Here is a 24,550-nt window from a genome sequence, read left to right as displayed (position 1 = left end):
TATTAATAGAAAACATCTTGCTCTTTCACAAAATAAATATACCTTTGGAGTACCAATAGCCAATTTATCAAATAGTGAAATGGCAAAATGTAATATATGCACAATAAATGATCTCTATTTAAATCTATAGAAATAGAGAAGCTCGTTCGTATTATTATCATGCGAATTTGTGACTTAAATTCTTCTGGACAATTGAAACCTGGTATAAATTACCATCTAATCGGAGACTGTCACAACGCATAGTATTAGAACGAACACATATTCGTATGACCATAAAAAACATATATTTTTCGACATTTTGAAGAATCACCTCATTATAGAACCGTGTTTTCAGGCATTGGTATTACAGTGATTTAGGATTCAATATCTAATATCCTTAAATTTTTAAAATGGACTTTGATAGTTATATGGTCCCACTAATAATGGCATAAATACTTCAAAGGCAACACCTATTCGTAGAACAAACGAAGACTTACTATTGGTAGAAGAAGTACTTAATGTATATCATTAAATTAAAAGCTACTAATACAAATTAAAATTTATAAATATTTACTCATATGAAATACAGAAAATTAGGAAACACAGATCTTAACCTTTCAGCCGTTACATTCGGCTCGTTTGCTATTGGTGGTTGGTTTTGGGGAGGAACAGAACAAAAATCTGCTGTAGAAGCGATAAAAGCCGCTTATAATTTAGGCGTAACCTCTATTGATACTGCTCCAGTATATGGACAAGGCTTAAGTGAGGAAATTGTTGGAGAAGCAATAAAAGATATTCCTCGCGACAAAATACAAATTCTCAACAAATTCGGAATGCGTTGGGACTTAACAAAAGGCACACACGTTTTTAAAAGCCAAGATAACAATGGTAAAGCTATTGATATTTATAAATATGCCGGTAGAGAAAGTATTATTCACGAGTGCGAACTTAGCTTAAAACGTTTGGGAACCGATTACATTGACCTTTACCAACTACACTGGCCAGATGTTACCACTCCAATTGAAGAAACAATGGATGCGGTTAATCAGCTAATCAAAGAAGGAAAAGTTCGTTATGCTGGTGTTTGCAATTTTAATGAAGAACAGTTCGCTGAGGCCGAAAAATACATAAATCTGGCATCTAACCAGGTTTCATACAGCATGGCATCACGCGGTATTGAAGAAAAAGTAGTACCATATTGTCTTGAAAACGGAAAAGGAATTCTAGCTTACAGTCCTCTTGAAAAAGGATTATTAACTGGGAAAATGAAACCAGGACATAAATTTGCTGAAGGCGATCAACGTGCCGTAAGACCTTTTTTTACAGACGAGAACCTTCGACGCACCAGTGCATTTATGGAAAAAATTAAACCCATTGCAGATGCAAAAGGATTAAGCTTGGCACAACTGGTTATTTTATGGACAATAGAACAACCTGCTATTACCATTGCTTTAGTTGGAGCAAGGAATGCAGAACAAGCAATTCAAAATGCTAAAGCCATGGAAACAAGTTTGACAGCAGAAGAAATTGAATTAATCAATAGTCATTTAAATCAATTGGTTTTAGTACCATAATCACCTAATTAAAAAGACATTAATCGGATGAATAATTAAACTCTTTCATCCGATTAACGTCTTCTTTATTCTTAGTGATACTAAATTTGAATTTTATACAAAATAGGTGTTAATTTTAAAATAGACTGTCACATTTATGGCTTTTTCATTTAAAACTTATGCAAATAATCCATAAAATAGTTTTGTATCCCACCGTGATTAGCATTTATTAAAAGGCATCAATATCTTATTACAAATATGACAATGACAACTACAGGTTGCCTTGAAGTATTTACAATAAATGTCACATTTCCTTACAAATTAATATCTTTTAAAGTCTTATTTGCTAAAATGACTGCCACAAATAAAGATTATAATTTCAATATGTTTTTCTACGTTTCTTGAAAACACCATTATAGCCCCCCACAAACACATGTAACCAATAGCACTTCTAAATAGACTGCTTATTTAAATAAATAAGCAATCTATTGAAATAATCTTTCGGTTGGTTGAATATTTTTATTTTCCATTAAAAAATTGATTTTGTTTGCTTTCATAGTAAAACATACAAAAGTTATTTTCCAACTTAATACCTATACAATATGGAAACAAAACTTATAGTATTTATTGTAATTGAAGTTATTTTACTATTAATACACACCAGTGGCGATAAAACTCGAATAGAAAAAACATAGGAAATCTCAATTATATTAGTTTCGGAAACAAAAATTTTACAATTATGAAGACAAATATCAGAAAATTCACAACTCTACTAATGATTACCGCATCGATTATTATAGGAGGAAATTTTGCACTAGCACAACAAAGAGGACAACAAGGGCCTCCTTCAACTCCGAGTACTTCACAAATTAAGAAAATGGTAACTGAGCTTAGCAATACTCTTGATTTAAATGCTGACCAAGCTAAGGGAGTTGCAGATCTATTTACTGATCACTTTAAAGAGGTAAAAGAAAAATTTGAATCAGGAAGACCTTCCCGAAAAGTAATGGAAAATCTGGATAAGGAATTTGAAAAAGAGGTTAAGTCTTAAATAAAAAGCCTAACAATGCAAAACTGTCAGGCTTTTGTACTATGTAATAAAAAATATTATTTCACAAACTCCACCAAACCAAATCTGTTAGGTTGGTGCACATTTTTGCTAATATCGTAAATTGGAAAAATAGTTGAGGTCGATCGTCGCTCTCCTTTGGCATCATTTCTATCCTGTCGCACTGCAAGAAAAGCCCATTTATTACCCTTTTTAATGGGAGTAAAACCAACGCCCTTTAAAATATGAAGAGGAATTGCCATTTCCATTGTCCAACCTTTATCAATATCCGAATTATCGTTTAAAGTACCATTAATACAACACTCTACATTATAATCGGGATCGTAAGCTTTTACAACCATATTTTCCCCTTTATTAATGCCATTTAAATAAATAAAATCGTTAGCTGTTTTATATAGATTCAGTTCAAAACCAAAGTGCATATTCAGGCTATCGGGAGCAGGAATCAGAAATATTTCGGCACAGTCGTCATAGTAAGGTGCTCCGTCGCGTTGTGTTTCACGAGCAGTAATATACCTATCCTTGCATTGGAAAAATACATACAAATTCTCCTCATCCCATAGCATACGAAAAATTGTCTCCTGTTTATCCGATTCTTTTTCGATCTTGTAATAATAATTAAGCGAACGGCTCTCTGCCTTATGCCAGACCTGTTCGTTCATATTTCCATCCACCACAATTTTCTCTTTATTTCTGTGTACTTTATACAGCTCCTGTTCGCCTAACACTAGCTTTTTCTGAGCGAACAAAGCGGGTACTAACAACAAAAAAACAATTGTGAAAATCCCTATTTTTTTTAACGTCATAATTAAATTCATGTACTTTTTATTTTTATTTGCACTTACTTTTTTTTCCAAACCCTAAAGTAATTCACTTTATATTTACCATCCAAACGCTTATTATCAGGCAATGCACCAAACCATTTATTCGATTCACAATTAAAATTAACCTCTAATGGTTGATGCCAGTGAGTATTTTCGGCTTCACGAAACAAAATACCATCGATATAAAAACGAATATACTTTGAAGTCCACTCCAAACCCCAAACATGAAAATCAGCTTGTAATTCTTCAGGAAAATAATATTTCTTCGTTCGTGAAAAATGTTTTTTTACATCTCCTTTATCTTTTGGTGCTCGAAATACATGTATATTGGAATTCAGGTCGTGACGATTATAATATAAACCTGGAGCATTCTCACAAATATCAATCTCTGTCCACCAATCTTTACTCACATTTGTCATCCAGAAACCCGAAACCCATGGCGCATCCATCAATTGTACTTCTGCTTCGAAATATCCATATAAAAACTTCGTCTTACTTTTTATAAAACCTGTAGAATGTGTAAAACCATCAGGAAGCTGTTCGTCTCCATGTTGATTCACTCGAATCACCAAGTTGCCATGTTCCAAACTCACATTCGATCCATGAAAATAAGTTGGTTTCCTTCCCTTCCAACCTGGATTATTAGGATACCACCGTTTCTCATTTATTTTTTTTGAATTGAACTCATCAGAATATTTTTCCAATTTGGTCCACAACTGAGAATTGACTTGATCGGAAAGTGGAAAATCAGAATTAGACCTTACTGGAGCTTGTTTTAGAATTACCGAATCGACATAATTCTTTGGAGGAATGGTTAAATCCTGAGAAAATACCGACTCCCCAATTCCAAATACAAATACAAATACAAATACTAAATATGTTATTAATTTTAATTTCATCTAAATATTTTAAGAGCAATAGATATCACCCTAGTGTAAAAAACTATTTTATCTCCTTGAATTGAATTGCCTGACCACCTCCTGCAGCTAGAATCAAATCTAATTTACTTTCTGAAGTAACTTGTACTTTTTTAATATCAACAACTTCAGGATTATTTTTCCAATCTGCATCTTTCCCATCAGCATAGATGGTCGCTTCATATTTTTTTCCTTTTGCAAGGAACGATAAGTCTGTATTCAATATTCTTGAATTTTCATCAGTAATACTTCCCAAATACCAGTTATCAGTTCCCTTTTCCTGACGAACAACAGTATAGTAATCGCCAATTTTTGCATGTAGCACTTTTGTATTACTCCAATCGGTAGGCACATCTTTAATGAATTGAAATGCAGGAACACCTTCGTAGTTTTCTGGTAAATCTGCAGCCATTGGCATCGGGCTGTACATTGTTAGGTAGTATGCCAACTGTTTACAAATAGTTGTTCTTACCCGAAAAGTATCTTTGCTCCACGATTTTGCAGGCAACATCATATCAAAAATACCCGGTGTATAATCAATGGGTCCACCAAGAATTCTTGTAAAAGGAAGAACAAGACCATGCTCTGGAGAATTTCCTTTGCTCCACGCATTATATTCCTGTCCGCGCACACCTTCCCGTGCCATTAAATTGGGATAAGTACGCTGTTCTCCAGTAAATTTAATGGGTTCATGATTCACAATCATCAATTTGTATTTGGCTGCAGTTTGTACCATTTTCTTGTAATGGCGCACCATATACTGCCCATGATGATGTTGCTTGTATGTTTTTGTGTTGTAATCGTAATTTACATCACCCGTGTATCCCATTTTAACCGTTTTAATACCCAAATCAGCACACATCTTGTATAAACTATCCATAGCAGGTTCATAGTGGTCAATATCAGAAATAGTTTCATGATACATCATCATGCGTACCCCTTTTTCTTTGCCATAACGACACACCTCTTTAATATCAAAATCATCAGTTGAGGTTTTCCAATCGAATATTCCATAACCTGTCCAAGAGCCTTCCATATCATCCCAGCCTTTGTCCCAACCTTCAATTAGTACATCAGGAAATCCATGTTTAGCCGCAAAATCGATGTACTTTTTTGCATTTTCAGTTGTTGCTCCATGAGGATGAGAAATCGGTTTGCCAAACTGTGTTTTTTCGGCCCAAGCAGTTTTACCAATATGCAACTCCCACCAAATACCAATGTATTTGTAGGTTTCAATCCAATCGGTAGTTTCATATGCCACTGGTGGATTCAAATTCATAATTAAATCTGACTCTACCAAGCCACCTGCATTTTCAGAAATTTGAATGGTTCTCCATGGCGATTTAAAAGGTGTTTTTGCCCTTACTAAATCACCATTTTTCCATGGAGTTAAATGAGCTTTAAACTGTTGTCCGTTGTGCGTATTCAATAGATTCATACCCGCATAATCGGTTAAATCTGCCTCATGAATACTTATCACTAGCTCATTATTCACCTCAATAGTCGTTGGAGTATTCGCCATATTCGCTCTTTCCTCCTTACCAGAACGTCTTTCAAAATTTATTGAATCACCAACAGCACTAATTGGAGAATTGTAATATACTTTTTCATAGTTGTCGTAATCAGCAAAATTCCACCACGCTTTGTAGTCATCTGCAAAGCTAAACTCGGTTAACTCATCCATAATTACAAAATCAGACAACTTATCTTGTTCTGGAAATACATAACGAAAAGCAACACCATCATCATACGCTCTCGCTATGACATCAAACAATAAACCTGTTTTTGCTTGTTTTAAATGAAGAATTAGTTCATTGTAATGATTACGTACCGTCTCACGTTGTCCCCAAACAGTCTGCCATTCGCTGTCGCTTGTTCTTACATCCGAACTTAAAATTTTAAAACCTTCTTTTAAAGATTTTGTTTTCAACTCGAAACCCAATGCCGATTTAGTAATAAACTGCAAATCATTCCGATTTACAGTATAAAACAATTGCCCCTCCTCATTCAAAACAAACTGAAATTTATTTTGCTCATTTGGGGATTCTAAAGAGTACATATTTTTATTATTGGTCGAGCAAGCAACTGTAAATACAAATAATAAGAGATATAATAATTTATTCATCGGCTTCTAATTATTTTTTAAGTGAATAATAACAGCACCATTAGCTCCTCTAGAACCAAATTCAGCAGCATCATTCCCTAATAAAACCTCTACCGATTTTACCTGAGCAGGACTAATACCCGTAATATCCTCAGTAATGATTCCGTCAACAACTAGTAAAGCCTCCATCCCAGAAGAAAGAGAATTAGGACCTCTTGAGGTTAAAAATATCTGGTTCATCCCGTTTACATTTTCCACTTTTGAAGAAGGATATACAAATTGAATTACCTGAAAAATAGAAGCCATTCTATCAAAATTATTGTTCTCATCTATAAGATTTTCAATACAATAATCCAATCTTTCCTCTGACATTAACTCATCCTTAATCACATTATAATAAGAACTTTCATTATCAATATAAATCAAATTAATTGTTGTATCCTTTTCTCCTTTAATTCGAATTGATTGTCCTACAAAACCATCAGCTTTAAATTTCACTACATCTTTTTTCGATTTTACCTCGATCGTAAAATTTCCTAGTGAATCTGTTTGGGTTTTGTCCTTACTTTTCGAAGCAAGTACCTTTACATTATTCACCGGATACTTTTTAAAAGCAATTACTTTCCCTTTTAAAGTATAGGTTTGCTGTGCCTGTATATTTGTATATACACAAGTGATAAGAAAAACGATAATACCAAGTTTAAATTTCATAATCTGGGTTTAATAGTCGATTAAATCAACATTTTTACTATTTCTATTTATACGTAAATCGTCATCTTACTATCCTTAAAAATATACAAGATGAAGATATGTATTTGCTGTAAATAAGTTAGAACCTGCTATTTTCTACTTTGAGATTTTTCTCTGATTTTTTGAATTTTTTCAGCCAGTTTTTTAGCCAATTTCGGCTTAACATTGGCAAGGTTATTTTGTTCCTTAGGATCTTCTTCCAAATTATACAATTGAGCTTTCGTATTCAATCCGCTTTCTATGTTCTTAATATCCATAATCCAGTCGCCTTTATTTTTCGATGGCTCAATATATTTCCATTTTCCTTCACGAATTGATAATGCGTATGCTTCCTCAAGCAATTCTGACCTTCCCTTTGAATCGTTTCCCAAGTAAGCATCCAAATGATTAAAGCTGTCTGGAGCTTCACCATCCTTCAAATCGTAGTTCAATAGAGAAGCTATTGAAGCATACAAATCAACATGACCAACTAAAGCATTACTAGTTTGTCCTGCCTTAATTTTATTTGGCCAATAAGCAATGGTAGGTACTCTTGTACCTGCTTCGTAGCACGAATATTTCCCTCCTCGGTAAATACCTCCTGGTTTATGATCACCTCGTAATTCTTCTGCTTTATCAGAATACCCATCATTTAAAACCGGACCATTATCTGATGAGAAAATGATTAATGTATTCTCTAAAACACCTTTTGCCTCAAGATAATCAACCAACTGTCCAGTAATGTAATCCATTTGAACAATGGCATCACCACGAGCACCCATTGTGCTTTTGCCAGCAAAACGTAAATCTGGCATATGAGGAACATGAATATCATGAAAAGCAAAATACAAGAAAAATGGAGTATTCTGATTCTCATCGATAAAGCTTCTTGCTTTCGAAAGCATTTGATATGGAATGGTTTCATCTTTCCAACGAGCCGCATTACCTCCGGTCATGTACCCAATTCGACTTACGCCATTCACAATTGTTTTTCCATGCTGATCATCTGCTCCATATTTTAATAAATCTGGATTTTCGATTCCTGTAGGATCTGTTCCTACTTTACCATCGTAACTCACAGTAATCGGATCATTAAGATCCAATCCAAGCACTTTATGATTTTCTACCAAAACGCAAGGCACACGATCGCCCGTTGCTGGAATCAGATAAGAATAATCAAAGCCAATTTCTAAAGGACCAGGTTTCACATCACCATTCCAATTTACATTGCCATCACCCAAACCCAAATGCCATTTTCCAATAACAGCGGTTTTGTAACCATTTTTCTGCAACATTGAAGGAAGAGTAGGTGTTCCCGGTTCAATTAGTAAAGGTGCATCACCCTTTAAAACTGCAGCATTTTTTCGAAATGCATAACTTCCCGTAAGCAATGAATATCTTGATGGTGTACATGTTGCTGCAGAGCAATGCGCATCGGTAAACAAGATGCCTCCTTCTGCTAATTTATCAACATTTGGAGTTTCCACTCCTTTTGCTCCTGTACACGACAAATCTCCATAGCCCAAATCATCGACGTAAACCACAACGATATTCGGTTTTTCAACCTCAGTTTTCTTCTGTCCATTAGCTATTGTACTCACACTTAAAACAGCTATTACAGCCAAAGAATATACTATACTTCGATTCCAATTCATTACTTCTTTTTATTATTAGGTTTGATTATTAATATCGCATCTGCTTTTCCATACCATGGTGATTCAAAATCTTGCTTTTTATTTCGTTCCACCTGTTCACTATACTCTCCACTTAAGGTATTCATCCATTGAACGTATAATGATTCATTTTCCTTAAATAAAAATTCTCCTCGAAATTTGTAGCTTCCCTTAGGCACATAAAATAAATAAGTATCATCACTTTTTAAGCAATAACCGGCTTGGTTGTGCCAAGGTGTGGGTTTAAACTCACTAAAATCAAACTTAGAAAACAGATCCGTCATGTATTTGAAATACTCAAATTTTGGTTTAATAAAATCTGCATCTTGTTCATATGGATTGTGAATTACCACATTCCAGCTAGCTGCTTGCCAATAATAAGTTGAATACACACCGGCAAAAACACATTGGTAGTTTCTTCGTAAACACACCTCTGGATCGATATAACTCCCCACAAATACTTCATATGGCGAGTCTTCGTATCCTCCATGCTCAATATTAAATACCGGCTTGTTTTTGTATTTATTGTGATCATCCAACATGTTATTGTATAGGGAATAAGTCCAATCTTGTCGAGATATAAAATCAACTGAGTCTGCATGACGCTTACAGAATCCATAATCATGTACCGTTATCAATCGATTAAAAACATTGGCATCGCGCAATCTCTTTATGCGCTCTAAAATATACTCATCATCAGCACGACCGTAGTACAAAGCTTCTTTTGATACATCCCACATCACATTTGGAAATGCACCATAACGTTTTACCACGTAATCGTAATACATATTATCAGCATCAGAATTCATATCTGGCCACGCAACCAGCTTATTCCAAACGTAAATCATTAAATGCGAAACAATATTTTTATCATGCATCAACGCAATTGTTCGATCTAATTTCTTGAAGAATTCTACATTTAAACTTGAATAATCAGGCTTCTCGTTATTCCCTAGGAATGGAAATATATCTTTAGGAGCACCATACTCATGTTCAGGATGATTGGCTAACTTCTCATCTTTTTTCCAACTCACATCGTATGAAAAAACATTCATCACCACCTGATTGAATCCATTTTCATTCAATAAATTTAATAAATGATCAGTCTTTGGTAAAGCTTCTTCGTTGTGATAATCCAAAGCATACAACCAATCACACTCAAAAGCAGTTAAAAAATAGGGATCCCCATTCTCGTAGAAAAAATGAGTTGGTTTTTCAGAATTTAGCACCACACCACCTTTGTGCTCATTACTCGTATCCTCGCTTACAACAAGCTTTCCTTTTTTAGCATCTAAAGCTTTAATTTCAGAATGAGTTGTGTAGGACCAATTGCCTGCTTCCGATGCTGAAAAACGAAGTATCCAGGTTTTGTTTCCATTATAAAATCCCGGAATCCTTTGCACTTTTCCATTCGGACTCGTAAACTCAGCTATAAAATCAACAACAAAAGGATTTTGTTTTTTAACATCAGCTCTAAAAGCAATATCAATAACTTCCCATTTTTTAATGTTCTTAATATTATTTGAGTGTTTTACATTTTTTATTTCTGCCTGAGTGGAATTAAAATAAATTAATCCCAACAAGACAAATACAAATTGTTTAATCGTAGACATAAAAAATTGTGTAATCGGTTAATATGTTTTCAAAATTACTCAAGCTAAAACTGTCATTATGGGATAGAATCCCACAAAAACAGGGGGCATTTAAAAACACAAACTAAACCACTTTTATAACATGCTTATTTTATGCAGATTACAACACACTTCAATTCACATACCTATAACTAACAAACTGAATCTGTTCTAATAAGGTTTGCCTAAAAATTAGGAAATTGCAGTCTATATTTATCAATCAATTTTAAATTATGAAAATGAACTATTTTTTAACTTTTCTGCTATTGGTATTTGTTTTTACCTCTTGCAACAAGTTAACGGAACAAATCGATGTTTTGCCTACATCCAGGGCGTTAAACTATATGGGACGAACAGTTTGGACCGCAGATTCAACAGCATCGGAATTATGTTGGTCGGGAGCTTCTGTTGCCATAAATTTTGAAGGAGAACAGCTAAAGACAACACTTAAAAATAATGAACGTGACAATTACTACAATGTTATTATTGATGGTGTTGTAGATAGCATTTTACATATCGACACTTTAAAAACTGAATATATATTGGCAAACAATTTATCGAAAGGTAAACATCGGGTAGAATTATTCAGAAGAACGGAATGTACATTTGGAAAAACACAATTCTATGGATTTAAGATAGAAGGCAAAGCAAAACTTTTACCTGCCAATTCGAAAAAAACAAAAAGCATTGAGTTTTATGGCAATTCGATAACGGTAGGATATGGTGTAGATGATGCAACAGAACAAGATCGTTGGGATAGCATTTATTCAAATAATTATCATTCCTATGCCTTTTTAACTGCCAAACATTTCGATGCAGACTATTCTTGTATTGCGCGAAGTGGAATCGGTATTACAGTTAGCTGGTTCGATCAAATTATGCCCGAATTATATTACAGGCAAGATCCTTACAAAGAAAATAGTAAATGGGATTTTAGTTCTCATCCAAAAAATTTAGTTGTTGTAAATTTATTCCAGAATGATTCGTGGATTGTAAAACTCCAGAAACACGAACAATATAAAAACCGATTCGCAAGCCAAGAACCTACTAAGGAGTTTATTATTAAATCGTATGCTAATTTTATTGGCAAGCTGCGAAATCACTATCCTAATGCTAAAATAATTTGCATGCTGGGAAGTATGGATGCCACAAAAGATGGTTCAGAATGGCCCGAATATGTAAAAAAGGCAGTAAAATCGTTAAACGACAATAACATATACACCTTTTTTATGCCTTATAAAAATAGCAAAGGACATCCTGAACTCGAAGATCAGAAATTAATGGGAGAAGCTCTTATTAAATTTATAGAAGACACATTGCATTGGTAATTTTATTCCTAAAAAAACTCACACTGCTTATGCCGTGTGAGTTTTTAATTTCTAACTATCTTACTAACTATTTGAAAAAAAACACTAATTCACAATTATTTTTTGAGTATAAATTGCATTATCTCCTGTTAAACGAACAATGTACATCCCTTTGGTTTCGGGCATATTTATGACATGTAATTCTGATTGTCCTTTATTTATAAATTGAGATCTGCACACATTACCATTTATTCCAATAAGCTCATACTTATTGAATATATTTTCTTTCATTAATATCTTCATCCAACCTTCAGTAACCAAACTTGGGTATATTGTAACTCCATATTGAACTGCATCTTCAATACCTGTAGCAATGGCTTCTTCGTATAATCCAACTTGTAAAATTACCGAACTCACTCTTCCTTCCGAGTCTGGAAACTTTATATCAATTTCGTTATCTGCTTTTAAATTCTCGAATGGAACTGGAATATTAATCATCCCAAAAAAATCATCACGGTTTGCCTGATCTCCACCAGCCCAATTATCAGGAACTGGTACCTGAGTACCATTTACCAGAACAGTTGGTTTTTTAGATTTATCATGCTTTCTCCCGATAGATACTCGTAAATTAGCAACACCACCGGCGTTTCCAATATCAACACCATTAAAGTTAAACTTCAGGTTTCCTGAAATTGTTTTTAGATGTTGATTAGTATAATATTTTGTACTTCTTAAGCTATTTGTGAATGAAATCGGATTATTAAAAGAATATTCCATAACAACCGTTTCATCGGGTATTAAACTTAGTTCCGATGGAACAGAAGATTGGGTTTCATCAGAGTAAACTGGATTTTTATCATCCCAAATTTTAAGACTCTTAATTCTTACACTGCTAACATTCTCCTGTCCTTCAAATTGATTCAAATCAACAACTAAATTTTGTTCATCCAAATTACTCAATGCCACATAAAGTTTATTTTCATGAACAAAAGCCTGAGTTTCAATATCAGGATTATTCACTGAGATTTGCACCCTTTTGCCTTTCACATCCTGCCACAATTCGTAAAAATAAACCCTCGGAGTATATACCCATTCGGTATTTTCATCAATCGGCACACCTATATTTTTTGGACGCCAAAGTACCGAACCATAAGGCTGATAGTTATTAGCCTTAGTAATATGCCAGGTTGCTTTCGATCCTATAAAAGGAATCGCAATCATCATGTTATTTTCCCGATCTAAAAGATTGAATAGGATGTGATTTATAGATTTTATCGACTGAACGCTTTTTACATCACTGTAATCATCGCCAAAACCTTTTTCAATTCCACCAAATTCGGTTATTGCATGAGGTTTAATAAATCCCCATTTGGTATAACTATATGTTTCTATTAAATCTAAAAGAGCTTCGGAGTTAGAGCCTGACCTTTTACTATCGGCTCCTGTTACATTAATTCCATCGTAAATATGAGTTGCAAAAGCATCCATGTGATCACCAGCAACATCCATAAACATTTTCATTCTGGTATTCCAGTGTTCAAAATCCCACAACTCAACGGAAGGCCATGCACTGGAATAACCCACAACATTTACATTTGCCAACTCTGGTGTTTCGTCGAACTTTTTACCAATAGCACCAAACCATTCGGCCATACGTTCACGCATTAACTGATCGTCTGGTTGTTCTGCACTAAACGCATCATCTCCAGCATGAACAAAGGGCTCATTCATTGGCTCAAACCAAAGAGGTCTATCTTCGTCGGTAAAAAAATGCTTAAAATATTGAGCAGACCAATCGGCAGCTTTCACTTTATCAATACTCCAACGAGCAACATTTGCGGGATGTTCGGTTACTACCTGCCGGTTAGAATGGCGCCACCATGTTGCTTGCGATTTAGTATAATTTATCTGTGAATTTCCTTTACTAATGATATCAGCCTCATCTTCCGAATATACACCTACTTCGCCACCAGCCTTATTTTTAGCCCAGGAAAAAGGTCCCCAAAAACCACGGCCGAAACCAGCATTTAATTCTTCTGTATAAAATTCATATTCATCATCGGTAATTCCTCCATCGCTCCAGGTAGCATGCATGTTAAAAAATTTGCTCCTGTCTAATTCAGAAACATCACCAATATAATATTGAATGGTTGGATTAACAGTTAGCTTATTCTGTGCAAAACCAGAAAAAGAAGAGATAAGCAATATTAAAAAAGGAAAAAACTTATTCATAACAGATCAAAATTAAATCGTTTTCGACCTTACAAAGAGCTTAAAAAAAATATAAAATAGAGGAAAAAAACACTTTAAAAATAGAGGGGGATTTTGATTTATTCATTTAATTACAGACAAATATTTATTGACAATAAAAAAAAGCCGCTTCCTGAATTAAGAAGCGACTTACAACAACAACATGTTATAATCTATGAAAAAATTCTAACAATTTTATATTTACTCATGCTTTACTACACCATATTTTTCCATCATGCTATCAGCAGTATATCTTACTACTTTTGGTTTTTCTGTTCCTCTCGCCTCTTTTATTAAAACTCCCCACTGCTCTCTAAGCATCTCCAATTTATCGGTATATTTTTCATTTCCAATTAAATTATTCATTTCCTGAGGATCCTCTTTTAAGTTATACAGCTCCTCATAAACCACCTCTTCTCCGTTCAACGGTCCTTCAACAAAGGTACGATACAAGGCAATATCCGGATCATGAACAGCGTAAAGCATATCCTTTAATTTAATTCCTAGCTCTTTTGCTGCTGCAATTTTTGCCGTAGCCGAAAGATTTTCATTTTTATAGTAGCGAATGTACTTCCACTCCTTATTTTGAACCGATTCGCAACGAGGATTTCCAAATTGTGTAGACCACATATTTTCCGTAAATAGAAAATCCCTAACTTTATTGTTGGAAGCATCTATTATTCCCGAAATATCCTTACCCTGATAACTTTTTGGAATATCAATTCCGCCATAGCTTAAAATTGTAGGGGCAACATCAATAGTTTGTACCAATTCATCAACCACGCGACCTCTCGCCTTACGTGATGTTAATGGATTATAAACTATCATAGGCACATGTGTACATTGCTCATAACATAAAGCTTTTCCACCTAATCCTTGCTGTCCCATAAATAAACCATGATCCGAAGTATAAATGATAATAGTATTTTTATCTAAACCCTGTTTTTTTAGATTAGCTCTTAATTTACCCAACAAACCATCAATTCCTGTCATGGCCTGCATTTGTCTTATATATCGCTCTTTTACATCTTTAGGAGTATCGACATAACTATAACCAACCTGACGATCTTCTGCTCTTAGCAAATCGGCAGGTAATTTAGGTGTTACAATATCTTTTTTTGCAATATAATTTGGAGCCAAGGGAATATCCTTATCGCGATATAAACTGCGATAAATAACAGAATCGGTAGGCAATTGTTTCATTGTACCTGTACTTGCACCATGAGGTAAATTAAAACAAATACTTAGGCAAAACGGTTGATCTTCGGGTCTCGAATCCAGAAAATGCAAAGCTCCTTTCAAACGATATTCATTCTTATCTAAAAAGTCACTTACTCCTTCATTAATAATTTCAACCTGCGTATCATTTTTCGCCCATTTAAAAATCTTATGTCTTTTTTTAGGGTAAAAACTAAGATGTCCGTGACCTGCATACCAGTAATCGAATGATTTATCCATCAATCCACTTTGATATCCACCATCACCTACCGGCGAATGATTTTTCCCAATATAACCTGTATAATATCCATTCTTTTTTAATACTACTGGATAAGATTCTTCCCAGGCCTCAGGAGAAACGCTAGTACCAGAATTAAAATTCACACCATGCTTACGCTCGAACTGACTCAATAACATAGAAACCCGACTTGGCGTACAAATTGCACTGGTAACATGAGCATTTGTAAATCGAATTCCTTCGTCAGCCATTTTATCGAACTGAGGTGTTTTAAGAATTTCATTCCCGTTGCATCCCAATAAATCAAATTGCTGATCATCGGTAAGAATAAAAATCACATTTGGCTTTGAATCTTTCTTAACAGATTTAGCATTTGCACTTACTATTGAAGCTAAACCTATAAGCAGACTTAAAAATATCTTACTTTTCATCTGAATAAATATTTATATGAACTGCCTCTGCATTCTTCCTAAAGATAAATGCAGATGGTAAAATTTTATAAGTACAAATTGACTCATTTTCAAGCAAAAATATAGGGATAAATTAAAACCTTTTAAGGGGGACAATAATAATACTTTACAAAAAACATTACATGACAAGATTTTTTTTAGAATTTTTCAAAATCGGCGGTCCATATCAATAAAAAGGATTTAATTACTTAAATACACCTTTTAATCCACAATATATCCCCCAATTTTAACTTGTAGGAAAACGTATATTTGAATAAATTGAAAAATTACTATATTATGAATAAATCTTTCTTAATCGGATGTAATCTGTTACTTCTTTTTACATTACAAATATCATTGGGTTTTGCGCAAAATCCACTAGTTACCCACCTATTTACTGCCGATCCCACTGCACGAGTTTTCGACGGTAAATTATACGTATTTCCTTCGAGTGACACTTATCCTCCTGCAGGAAGAGAAGCCGAATTTCCACGCTTTTGTATGCCAGGTTATCATGCCTTTTCATTAGAAAACGGTTCTACCTGGAAAGATCATGGTTGGATATTGAAAGAAAATGATGTGCCTTGGGGCGAAAAAGACACCTATGCTATGTGGGCTCCCGATTGTATAAAGAAAGATGGTAAATATTACTACTACTATCCTGCCAAACCAAAAAATGATAAGGCTTTTAGAAGAATAGGCGTTGGTGTTTCCGATAATCCAACTGGTCCATTTAAATGGGAAAAAAGCTTTATAAAAGATGTTACTGGCATTGATCCGGGTTTGCTCTTAGACGACGACAATAAAGCCTATTTATTTTTTGGAGGCGGACATGAATTATATGGCGCACCATTAAAAGACAATATGAAGGAAGTGACCAAAAAACCAGTTCGAATTGAGGGTTTACCTGCCGGATACAAAGAAGGATCGTTCCCATTTAAGAAAGATGGTATTTACTACCTGACTTTTGCTCATGTTTTTCCTGACGAGGGATACACCATTGGTTATGCAACAAGTATGAAACCATTAGGACCATATACTTACCAAGGTAAAATTATGGATAACATCCACAATGGAACCAATCACCATTCTGTTGTTAAATATAAAGATCAATGGATTTTGTTTTATCACTCCTGGGACATTAGTGGTTACAACAAGCTTCGTTCCATGAGAGCCGATTATATGAATTTTAAAAAGGATGGTACCATTAAGAAGGTAGTGCCTACACTTCGTGGAATAGGAACTCCTCAAGTAAATGATACCATTCAAGTTGATCGATACAATGAAATATCTGGTGCCAACACAGCTTTTGTTGGTGGCAATGAACCCAATGGATGGATGGTTTGCGATGCTAAAATGAATAGTTTTGTGAGGTTTGATCGTGTAAAATTTAATGGTGCAATAAAAATTAAAGCTCGTGTTGCAAGTGGACAAAGAAAAGGTAGTTTTGAAGTTAGACTAAACAATGCAAAAGGAAAATTAATTGCTGAATTCCCTATCAATTACACAGGTGGATGGAATACTTGGAAAACTATTGAAACAGATCTTAAAGAACCAATTACTGGAACTCATAATCTTGTTGTGGTATTTAAATCGGATTGGGGAAATACAAAATCAATTAATCTAAACTGGCTACTACTTAAGTAATTATATGTATATTTAAAAAATTCAGAAAACAAATACATCCTAAAGTCGCAAGATTAAAATAACAATTTTGATCTTGCGATTTTACATCTGATAATTTCTAAACTTTATAAACAGATGAACAAAACAGTTATTCTTTCGGTACTTCTATTGCTATTTACCTCATCATCTTTTGCACAAGGAACAATAATTCCTCTTTGGCCTAATAAAGTTCCAAATCAACAAATTACCGATGAAGTTGAAACGATAGAATCTACAGGAATCATTCGAATATCGAAGGTACAAACACCTAGTTTCGAAGTATTTTTACCTGCAAAAAATAATGCATCAGGACAAGCCGTTTTGATTTGCCTTGGTGGTGGTTATGGTTTTTTGGCTTACGATTGGGAAGGAACTGATATCGCTAAATGGTTGAATTCGAAAGGAATTGCCGCTTTCATCCTAAAATATCGTTTGCCAAATTCAAAATCGGTAATTGAAAGCTATAAAGCTCCTTTACAAGATGCCATGCGAGCCATGCGAACCATACGTCACCATGCCACACAATACAACATCAATAAAACGCAAATTGGTGTAATGGGTTTTTCGGCAGGTGGACATCTTGCGTCTACTCTAGGCACTCATTACAACGACACCATGTATTCTTCGATTGATAGTATTGATCAGGAAAGTGCTCGCCCTGACTTTATGGCTCTTATTTATCCGGTAATCAGCATGCAAAAAGGCCTTACTCATTATGGGTCAATGAAACATTTATTGGGAGAAAATCCTGATGCAAAATTGGTAGACAAATTCTCGAATGAATTGCAGGTAACAACAGATACTCCTCCAACTTTTTTAATTCATGCATCAGATGATAAAGCCGTTCCTGTTCAAAACAGCTTGATGATGTATCAATCATTAATAAAAAATGATATTTATACCGAAATGCACATTTATCCGAAGGGAGGTCATGGTTTTTCTTTGGGACACAATAGAGCTCATGTTAAGTCGTGGACTGATTTGTTTTGCACTTGGTTGCAATCCATCTCCGAATAATTCCAGTATTTATTATAAAACAAAAGCGGAATGACTTGAAAATCATTTCGCTTTTTCTATTCAAAATCTAGTTATTACAATTTAAAAGCATAACCTACTGAGAACATCATGGAATTCACATTATGATCAGATAATATTTTATAACTACGCGTCCTAGGTCTTCTACTTTCATATTCGGCCTCAAAAATCAAATAATTTTTATCCGATATTTTGTATTTAAAACCTAAACTAGCACAGTATCCAAATTGATAATTCTCCATTTCTGCATTTTCCTCTCTTTGTGTTCTTGCGCTCCTTTGATTTAGAATTGTCGAATTGATATTTAACAATAACGAATTTGTTAATCCAGCAGATAGAAATGGTTGAATTTTTTTTCCTGGAAATTCATACCTTACTTTTAAAGGAAACCGAAGTAAACTATACTGCACATCAAAATCTAAATACTTCCCCACTATTTTGTCATAATCATCAATTTGTCCCGAAAAATCGAGTTTTTGATAACTTACACCCAATATTACATTCCAAACATAATGAGCCTTTGATGGTTTAAATACAAAATCTGCCCCAATAGTAGGACTTAAAGAATTTAAATATTCATCCGAACCTTCCAATCCCATTTTATTAATCGCAACACCTCCAACGGCTTCCATAAAAACATTCAACTTCGTTGATTTTTCAAATCTAACACACTCATTATTAGGACAAATACTCTTATTGTAATCAGTAACTATCTTAATAATAGGCTTATAGCTAAAATCTACTTGTTTAATTTTGTTTGCCAATTGTGGAGCATCTCTAAAAAAATACAACATCACTCCTCTAAATTTAGAAGAATTCTTTGCAAAAGTACCTCCATCTTTCCCTTCATAAATGCTCTCTTTGTTAGTAAGAGATACTAAACGTCCCTCTTTCTCTAATATAAAAAACTCATCGCTCCCCTTCTTTAAATAGTACAAGTTCGCAGTTCCCTCAACTAAAAATTCTAAAAAAACTGTCTCTTTTTTATCCGATAAATCTACTTCTTTAGAAATATAATACTTTTCACCAATTATTCTATACGTACTGATCTCATTAGGAGTATAAGTTTTTACATCTGATTCATTCCGAAAAATGCATGACTGTGCATTTTTTAAATTTGAACGAAGAGCAATTTCACCATATATTGTGTCATTTTCATGAGTTACAATATATCCATCTCTAAAATCGGATTGGGCAAAAACAGTAATCGAAATAAAAACATAAAAAAACAACAGTAGAATTTTTCTCATTATTTGGATTTTAAATTACAAAGACTCAAAGATAACATATTGTTTTTTATCATCTATATTAGATTTTAAAATTATTACTAGTAAAAAATTGATCTTTTATTAAAATCTACTATGGATACCAAGTGTCTGTTTAAAAGAAGAAACGAGACTCCGAAACAAGCCTTCTACTCGTCTATTTTACAACAAGTTCAAGCTCTTCACTTCTCAACTCTTTTGCCTTTGCTTTTACTTTAATTAGTCCTTTTTCGAAGGTTGATTGCAATATTAACAGGCATTTGCCATTAGAAGTTGTAATTGTATTGCTTTGATAATCTTGAACACTAGACGGTGAACCATTGTCAACACCTAACAAACGTGCAGGACCCGTAATTTCAAACTCAACTTGCATTTCCTGATTTTTAACAGGAACTCCATTTTCATCAGCCAACTGCAGGGTATAATGAATTATATCATAAGCATTTGCTTTTATCTCTTTTTGATCGGCTACTAGCATTAGCTCTCGAACATCCTTGGTTGTCTGCAAACTATAAGTCTCTCCTTCTCCAACAGCTTTAGCTGTCAATTTTCCTGCCTCATAAGGAATCATAAACTTTATGATATGATTCTCATTAACCACTAAAGATTGAATGCCCATCTATTTATCATATAAAAACAACTCGATTTTCTCTTGATGAATACTGTTACTCAACCTGTATTTTCTTGATTAATAAAATGTTCTACACTCAAATCGTGAACCAAACAAACAGATTGCCACTAAGAATCTTCAAATTTGATATGGCAAGCATTTTCGATATCACCTAGATTGAATTTCCAATCGAAATTAAAATCACTATTTGTTCTAGCGAATTTATTAGTGTCCTGACAGCTAGAAAATAGCCCAAACACTAAAAAATAAAATATGAGTTACGATTCTCTTGTAATGAAAAAATAGATTTATAGGGATATATTCAATAAAAAAACCTGCTGAGATTGAATCTCAACAGGTTATAATATCCATCAAAAAAAAATTCTATTTTTTCAATTCGATCTTAATCGCATAAGCAAAATCACCTGGTTTTTCTTTTGGTAATTCAACCGATAATCCATTTTTAGTTAATTCCCATTTTAATTCTTCACCAGTAGCTAGCATACTTACCTTTTTAATCTCTTTACTCAGTAGGTTTTCTTTTTTAGCTAAGCTATGAATCATCATGTTATCTTTTGGCCAATCCAAAGCAATTGCATATAAGTTTCCATCCTTAGTAGAGAAACGAATATCTTCAGCAACAGCATCTTTATTCTTATCCTCACTTAAATGTCCTTCTTTAATTTCCTGAGGACCTTCTCCATAAACTTTCCACGGACGAGTATCATAAATGGCCTCACCATTCGCTTTTAACCATTGCCCCATTTCCAACAAACGAGTTTTAACACCTTCGGGCATCACTCCATCGGCCTGTGGTGTCACATTCAATAAAACGGCTCCATTTTTACTCACTACATCAACTAAAAAGTCAATTAATCGATTGGTTGACTTGTATTTAGGATCAGAAATATTACACCAGGCTTTCCAATCAATTGAATCATCGGTTAACCAAGGAAAATCTTTTTTCTCTTTCATTCGAGAACGTTCCAAATCTAGTACAGCCGTTCCTTCGGCCATATCGTGAAATTTGTAAGTACACACTACTTCTCGTCCCCAATCTTGGGCTTTATTGTAGTAATTCGCTAAAAATTGTTTGCGATAGGCTTCTTCAATAATATCCATTTTATTATCGAACCAGATAATGTCTGGTTGATATTTATCCATTAATTCATTTAAACGATTCAACCACTCCTCATGAAATTCTTTTTTAGGAGGATTTGGATAATCGCCTGTAGCCATCACAAACGAACCTTCGGGAACATAAGGACCGTAAAGTCCAGCATATTCTGGATTACTGGCATCGGTATTTTTATCCCAAGTTGGGTACCAGGCATATAACCAGTGACGGTGATAAGTAGCAATAAACTTCATATTCTGCTTACGAACTGCTTTAGCCATTTCGCCAACAATATCACGTTTAGGACCCATATCCTTGGCATCCCATTTAGTCAATTCACTATCCCACATGGCAAAACCATCGGCATGCTCGGCAACCGGCCCAGCAAATTGGGCACCAGCATCTTTAAATAGTTTAGCCCATTTGTCTGCATCAAACTTTTCAGCAGTAAACATTGGAATAAAATCCTTATAGCCAAAATCTTTTAAGTTGCCATATTTCTCTTCATGATATTTACGTATTTTATGTCCCTCTTTGTACATCCACATAGCATACCATTCCGTCTCATGAGCAGGTACAGAATAAGGCCCCCAATGAAAATAGATACCAAATTTAGTGTTTAACCACCACTCTGGCACTTTATATTGCTTTAAGGATTCCCAATCTGCAGTATATTCAGTTTTTATGACTGACTTTTCCGTTTTTGCTTTCTTAGGTTTCGAATTGCACGAAAACAATGCTACAGCAAAAAGAATTAATAGATAGTTTTTCATTAGTTATAGTAATTTATTTTGAGTTTTAAATTGATTAAATGCCAAGCTATTCTGTTAATTTAACACTTTATATTAGTTGACAGACATTATTTATTAAAATATCATCTCTCTATTTTTATATTGATTCTATTTCTATATTTATCACATTACAAATGTACTCCATAACCCACAAATAGCTTTAAACAAATCCGACACAACTTGATAAAATCCCGTCAATTAATCACTTAAAAATTTATTCCAAAAATAAAGGCTTCAATAATATTGATGCCTTTATTTCTATTTAAACTAATTTTATAATAATCCGACTATTTATCCCAATACTCATCAACAATCTTTTTAATATGAGGATAATTTTCATCCGTATCTCCAATAGCTTCACGTTCTTTTTTCAACTTCTCTTTCATCATTTTTTTAACCTCTGTATATTTTGGATCGTCATATACATTATTCATTTCTTTAGGGTCTTTTTTAAGGTCATATAATTCCCATGCCGGAGGTGTGTGACGAGTAAAATCATTTCCCCAAGATTTCTTGTTCCACTCAGCATCTGGATTATCGGTATCTACCCAATATCTACCGTAAAAGAAAATCAATTTGTAATCTTTCGTTCTAATTCCAAAATGAGCTGGATTTGCATGACGGTGAGCCATGTGCATCCAATATCTGTAATAAGTAGCATCGCGCCAATTCTCTGGTTCTTTTCCTGTTTCTAAAATAGATTTGAAACTTTTTCCCTGCATATATTCCGGTGTTTTTCCACCTGCCAATTCAATTAAAGTAGGTGCAAAATCAGTATTATTAATAAGAGCATCTGTTCTTTGTTCAGCTTTAATCATTTCCGGATAATGAACGATAAATGGCATTCTCATCGATTCTTCATACATCCAACGTTTATCGATATAATCGTGCTCTCCTAACATAAATCCCTGATCGCCTGTGTAAACAATAATAGTATTTTCCCACAAGCCTTCTTTCTTCAAATAATCGAATAAACGAGCTAGGTTATCATCTACACCTTTTACACAACGTAAATAACGCTTAATATATTCCTGATAAGCCAATTTTGTATATTCTGGATCAGGAATATTCTGATCGATGCCCATGTGCATACCCATATTTCGAATGGTATTACGATGCGAAACAGACGATCCTATTATATGAATCAATTCATCATTATAACCTTTAGTTCCTACAGAACCATTGTTTTTATTATCATACAAACTTGCAGGTTCGGGAATAAAAGTATCTTTCAAATAATCTTTATATCGAGGAGCAAATTCAAACAAATCGTGTGGTGCTTTGTAATGATGCATTAAAAAAAATGGCTTTGTCTTATCTCTGTTTTTCAACCAATCTAATGTAATATCTGTAATCACATCTGTACTGTGACCTTCTGTTTTTATCACTTTTGTTTTCTTAGTCGCTGGAAATTCATATTTCATTCCTGTCTCAATAAATCCAGGATTAAAATACTCTCCCTGACCACCATGACCAACAAGCACTTTATAGTAATCAAATGAAGATGGCTCATCGTGCAAATGCCATTTACCGATCATAGCAGTTTGATAGCCTAATTTTTTCATTTCCTGAGGTAAGTATTGTTTATTGCCAATTTTACCTTCCAAATCAAGAACTCCATTTACATTATTATACTGACCAGAAATAATACATGCTCTACTTGGCGTACAAATAGCATTTGTTACGTAGCAATTGTCAAAAACAATTCCTTCCTCGGCAAAAGCATCAATTGTTGGTGTTGGATTAAGAGCTGCCAACCGACTTCCATATACACCAATGCCTTGCGTAGTATGATCGTCGGACATGATGTAAATAATGTTTGGTTTTTGCTTCACTTCCGGTTGCGAACAGGAAACCGAGATTAGGCTTAAAACAGCCAATGAGATTCCAATTAGATTTCTTTTCATTACATTTTTACTTTTCAGGTTTGCTGTATAGTAGATAAATTCTTTTTTATTCTACTAAACATTATCAATAAATCCATATTCCGATGATCAAAAAACCATCTTAATTTTACAGATTTATTAATCATTAAAAGTAAAGGATCTGAAACAAAAAAATGTCAATAAAATATTTCATAAAAAGGGGGTTAAATCGTTTTAAAATAAAAAAAACAGATAATAATC

General features: G+C 34.0%; 17 protein-coding genes. 5 read left to right on the top strand and 12 right to left on the bottom strand.

What is annotated here, in order from left to right:
- Positions 1 to 557 precede the first annotated feature (557 nt).
- Together ACT3CE_RS11255 and ACT3CE_RS11250 are read left to right on the top strand one after the other, a co-directional pair.
- Positions 558 to 1,553: an aldo/keto reductase gene (locus ACT3CE_RS11255; RefSeq protein ID WP_444709878.1), complete on the top strand. Its 996-nt coding sequence runs from the start codon at positions 558 to 560 to the stop codon at positions 1,551 to 1,553.
- 718 nt (positions 1,554 to 2,271) lie between these two features.
- The gene (locus ACT3CE_RS11250) at positions 2,272 to 2,583 is read left to right on the top strand and encodes a hypothetical protein (RefSeq protein ID WP_444709877.1); all 312 of its coding nucleotides are present in this window, start codon (positions 2,272 to 2,274) and stop codon (positions 2,581 to 2,583) included.
- Between the two features lie 56 nt (positions 2,584 to 2,639).
- On the opposite strand, the gene ACT3CE_RS11245 is transcribed toward ACT3CE_RS11250, so the two are convergent.
- The 6 genes from ACT3CE_RS11245 to ACT3CE_RS11220 all read right to left on the bottom strand — a co-directional run bounded on the left by ACT3CE_RS11245 (position 2,640) and on the right by ACT3CE_RS11220 (position 10,461).
- On the bottom strand, positions 2,640 to 3,419 hold the full coding sequence (locus ACT3CE_RS11245) for a carbohydrate-binding family 9-like protein (RefSeq protein ID WP_444709876.1): 780 nt from the start codon (positions 3,417 to 3,419) through the stop codon (positions 2,640 to 2,642).
- Between the two features lie 23 nt (positions 3,420 to 3,442).
- The gene (locus tag ACT3CE_RS11240; protein ID WP_444709875.1) at positions 3,443 to 4,324 is read right to left on the bottom strand and encodes a LamG domain-containing protein; glycoside hydrolase family 16 protein; all 882 of its coding nucleotides are present in this window, start codon (positions 4,322 to 4,324) and stop codon (positions 3,443 to 3,445) included.
- Positions 4,325 to 4,367: 43 nt separating this feature from the next.
- Positions 4,368 to 6,467 carry a glycoside hydrolase family 97 protein gene (locus ACT3CE_RS11235; protein WP_444709874.1) on the bottom strand — a complete coding sequence of 700 codons (2,100 nt, stop codon included), beginning with the start codon at positions 6,465 to 6,467 and terminating at the stop codon, positions 4,368 to 4,370.
- 6 nt (positions 6,468 to 6,473) lie between these two features.
- Positions 6,474 to 7,157: a carboxypeptidase-like regulatory domain-containing protein gene (locus ACT3CE_RS11230; protein WP_444709873.1), complete on the bottom strand. Its 684-nt coding sequence runs from the start codon at positions 7,155 to 7,157 to the stop codon at positions 6,474 to 6,476.
- A gap of 128 nt (positions 7,158 to 7,285) precedes the next feature.
- A complete protein-coding gene (locus ACT3CE_RS11225) occupies positions 7,286 to 8,830 on the bottom strand; it encodes a sulfatase family protein (protein WP_444709872.1) in 1,545 nt (514 codons plus the stop codon).
- Positions 8,830 to 10,461 carry a DUF5060 domain-containing protein gene (locus ACT3CE_RS11220; RefSeq protein WP_444709871.1) on the bottom strand — a complete coding sequence of 544 codons (1,632 nt, stop codon included), beginning with the start codon at positions 10,459 to 10,461 and terminating at the stop codon, positions 8,830 to 8,832. The genes ACT3CE_RS11225 and ACT3CE_RS11220 overlap by 1 nt, the downstream gene beginning before the upstream one ends.
- A gap of 257 nt (positions 10,462 to 10,718) precedes the next feature.
- Here ACT3CE_RS11220 and ACT3CE_RS11215 point away from each other — a divergent pair, with 257 nt between their 5' ends.
- Positions 10,719 to 11,807: an SGNH/GDSL hydrolase family protein gene (locus tag ACT3CE_RS11215; protein ID WP_444709870.1), complete on the top strand. Its 1,089-nt coding sequence runs from the start codon at positions 10,719 to 10,721 to the stop codon at positions 11,805 to 11,807.
- 84 nt (positions 11,808 to 11,891) lie between these two features.
- Here the strand turns inward: ACT3CE_RS11215 and ACT3CE_RS11210 are convergent, their stop codons facing one another.
- Together ACT3CE_RS11210 and ACT3CE_RS11205 are read right to left on the bottom strand one after the other, a co-directional pair.
- The gene (locus tag ACT3CE_RS11210; RefSeq protein ID WP_444709869.1) at positions 11,892 to 14,018 is read right to left on the bottom strand and encodes a T9SS type A sorting domain-containing protein; all 2,127 of its coding nucleotides are present in this window, start codon (positions 14,016 to 14,018) and stop codon (positions 11,892 to 11,894) included.
- Between the two features lie 219 nt (positions 14,019 to 14,237).
- A complete protein-coding gene (locus tag ACT3CE_RS11205; RefSeq protein ID WP_444709868.1) occupies positions 14,238 to 15,923 on the bottom strand; it encodes a sulfatase-like hydrolase/transferase in 1,686 nt (561 codons plus the stop codon).
- Between the two features lie 315 nt (positions 15,924 to 16,238).
- Here ACT3CE_RS11205 and ACT3CE_RS11200 point away from each other — a divergent pair, with 315 nt between their 5' ends.
- Together ACT3CE_RS11200 and ACT3CE_RS11195 are read left to right on the top strand one after the other, a co-directional pair.
- Entirely contained in the window at positions 16,239 to 17,588 is a 1,350-nt protein-coding gene (locus ACT3CE_RS11200; RefSeq protein ID WP_444709867.1) for a family 43 glycosylhydrolase, read from the top strand.
- 114 nt (positions 17,589 to 17,702) lie between these two features.
- Positions 17,703 to 18,623: an alpha/beta hydrolase gene (locus ACT3CE_RS11195; protein WP_444709866.1), complete on the top strand. Its 921-nt coding sequence runs from the start codon at positions 17,703 to 17,705 to the stop codon at positions 18,621 to 18,623.
- Positions 18,624 to 18,697: 74 nt separating this feature from the next.
- Here ACT3CE_RS11195 and ACT3CE_RS11190 read toward each other — a convergent pair whose 3' ends face one another.
- From ACT3CE_RS11190 to ACT3CE_RS11175, 4 genes are all read right to left on the bottom strand, one after another.
- Positions 18,698 to 19,891 (bottom strand): hypothetical protein, encoded by a 1,194-nt coding sequence (locus ACT3CE_RS11190; protein WP_444709865.1) that lies wholly within the window; start codon positions 19,889 to 19,891, stop codon positions 18,698 to 18,700.
- Positions 19,892 to 20,063: 172 nt separating this feature from the next.
- Positions 20,064 to 20,525 (bottom strand): hypothetical protein, encoded by a 462-nt coding sequence (locus ACT3CE_RS11185; protein ID WP_444709864.1) that lies wholly within the window; start codon positions 20,523 to 20,525, stop codon positions 20,064 to 20,066.
- A gap of 375 nt (positions 20,526 to 20,900) precedes the next feature.
- Positions 20,901 to 22,406, bottom strand: coding sequence for an alpha-L-fucosidase (locus ACT3CE_RS11180; RefSeq protein ID WP_444709863.1), 1,506 nt, complete (start codon positions 22,404 to 22,406; stop codon positions 20,901 to 20,903).
- A gap of 305 nt (positions 22,407 to 22,711) precedes the next feature.
- A complete protein-coding gene (locus tag ACT3CE_RS11175) occupies positions 22,712 to 24,331 on the bottom strand; it encodes a sulfatase family protein (RefSeq protein WP_444709862.1) in 1,620 nt (539 codons plus the stop codon).
- Between the last annotated feature and the right edge of the window lie 219 nt (positions 24,332 to 24,550).

Origin of the sequence: Marinifilum sp. RC60d5 (assembly GCF_052400665.1) — a bacterium.
Classification (GTDB): domain Bacteria; phylum Bacteroidota; class Bacteroidia; order Bacteroidales; family Marinifilaceae; genus JBQTGK01.
The sequence above is the reverse complement of the archived record's forward strand: the minus strand, read 5'-3'. Positions and strand labels throughout refer to the sequence as shown.

Coding starts and splice junctions, on each gene's coding strand:
- ACT3CE_RS11255 (WP_444709878.1), top strand. CDS start 558: ATGAAATACAGAAAATTAGGAAACACAGATCTTAACCTTTCAGCCGTT.
- ACT3CE_RS11250 (WP_444709877.1), top strand. CDS start 2,272: ATGAAGACAAATATCAGAAAATTCACAACTCTACTAATGATTACCGCA.
- ACT3CE_RS11245 (WP_444709876.1), bottom strand. CDS start 3,419: ATGAATTTAATTATGACGTTAAAAAAAATAGGGATTTTCACAATTGTT.
- ACT3CE_RS11240 (WP_444709875.1), bottom strand. CDS start 4,324: ATGAAATTAAAATTAATAACATATTTAGTATTTGTATTTGTATTTGTA.
- ACT3CE_RS11235 (WP_444709874.1), bottom strand. CDS start 6,467: ATGAATAAATTATTATATCTCTTATTATTTGTATTTACAGTTGCTTGC.
- ACT3CE_RS11230 (WP_444709873.1), bottom strand. CDS start 7,157: ATGAAATTTAAACTTGGTATTATCGTTTTTCTTATCACTTGTGTATAT.
- ACT3CE_RS11225 (WP_444709872.1), bottom strand. CDS start 8,830: ATGAATTGGAATCGAAGTATAGTATATTCTTTGGCTGTAATAGCTGTT.
- ACT3CE_RS11220 (WP_444709871.1), bottom strand. CDS start 10,461: ATGTCTACGATTAAACAATTTGTATTTGTCTTGTTGGGATTAATTTAT.
- ACT3CE_RS11215 (WP_444709870.1), top strand. CDS start 10,719: ATGAACTATTTTTTAACTTTTCTGCTATTGGTATTTGTTTTTACCTCT.
- ACT3CE_RS11210 (WP_444709869.1), bottom strand. CDS start 14,018: ATGAATAAGTTTTTTCCTTTTTTAATATTGCTTATCTCTTCTTTTTCT.
- ACT3CE_RS11205 (WP_444709868.1), bottom strand. CDS start 15,923: ATGAAAAGTAAGATATTTTTAAGTCTGCTTATAGGTTTAGCTTCAATA.
- ACT3CE_RS11200 (WP_444709867.1), top strand. CDS start 16,239: ATGAATAAATCTTTCTTAATCGGATGTAATCTGTTACTTCTTTTTACA.
- ACT3CE_RS11195 (WP_444709866.1), top strand. CDS start 17,703: ATGAACAAAACAGTTATTCTTTCGGTACTTCTATTGCTATTTACCTCA.
- ACT3CE_RS11190 (WP_444709865.1), bottom strand. CDS start 19,891: ATGAGAAAAATTCTACTGTTGTTTTTTTATGTTTTTATTTCGATTACT.
- ACT3CE_RS11185 (WP_444709864.1), bottom strand. CDS start 20,525: ATGGGCATTCAATCTTTAGTGGTTAATGAGAATCATATCATAAAGTTT.
- ACT3CE_RS11180 (WP_444709863.1), bottom strand. CDS start 22,406: ATGAAAAACTATCTATTAATTCTTTTTGCTGTAGCATTGTTTTCGTGC.
- ACT3CE_RS11175 (WP_444709862.1), bottom strand. CDS start 24,331: ATGAAAAGAAATCTAATTGGAATCTCATTGGCTGTTTTAAGCCTAATC.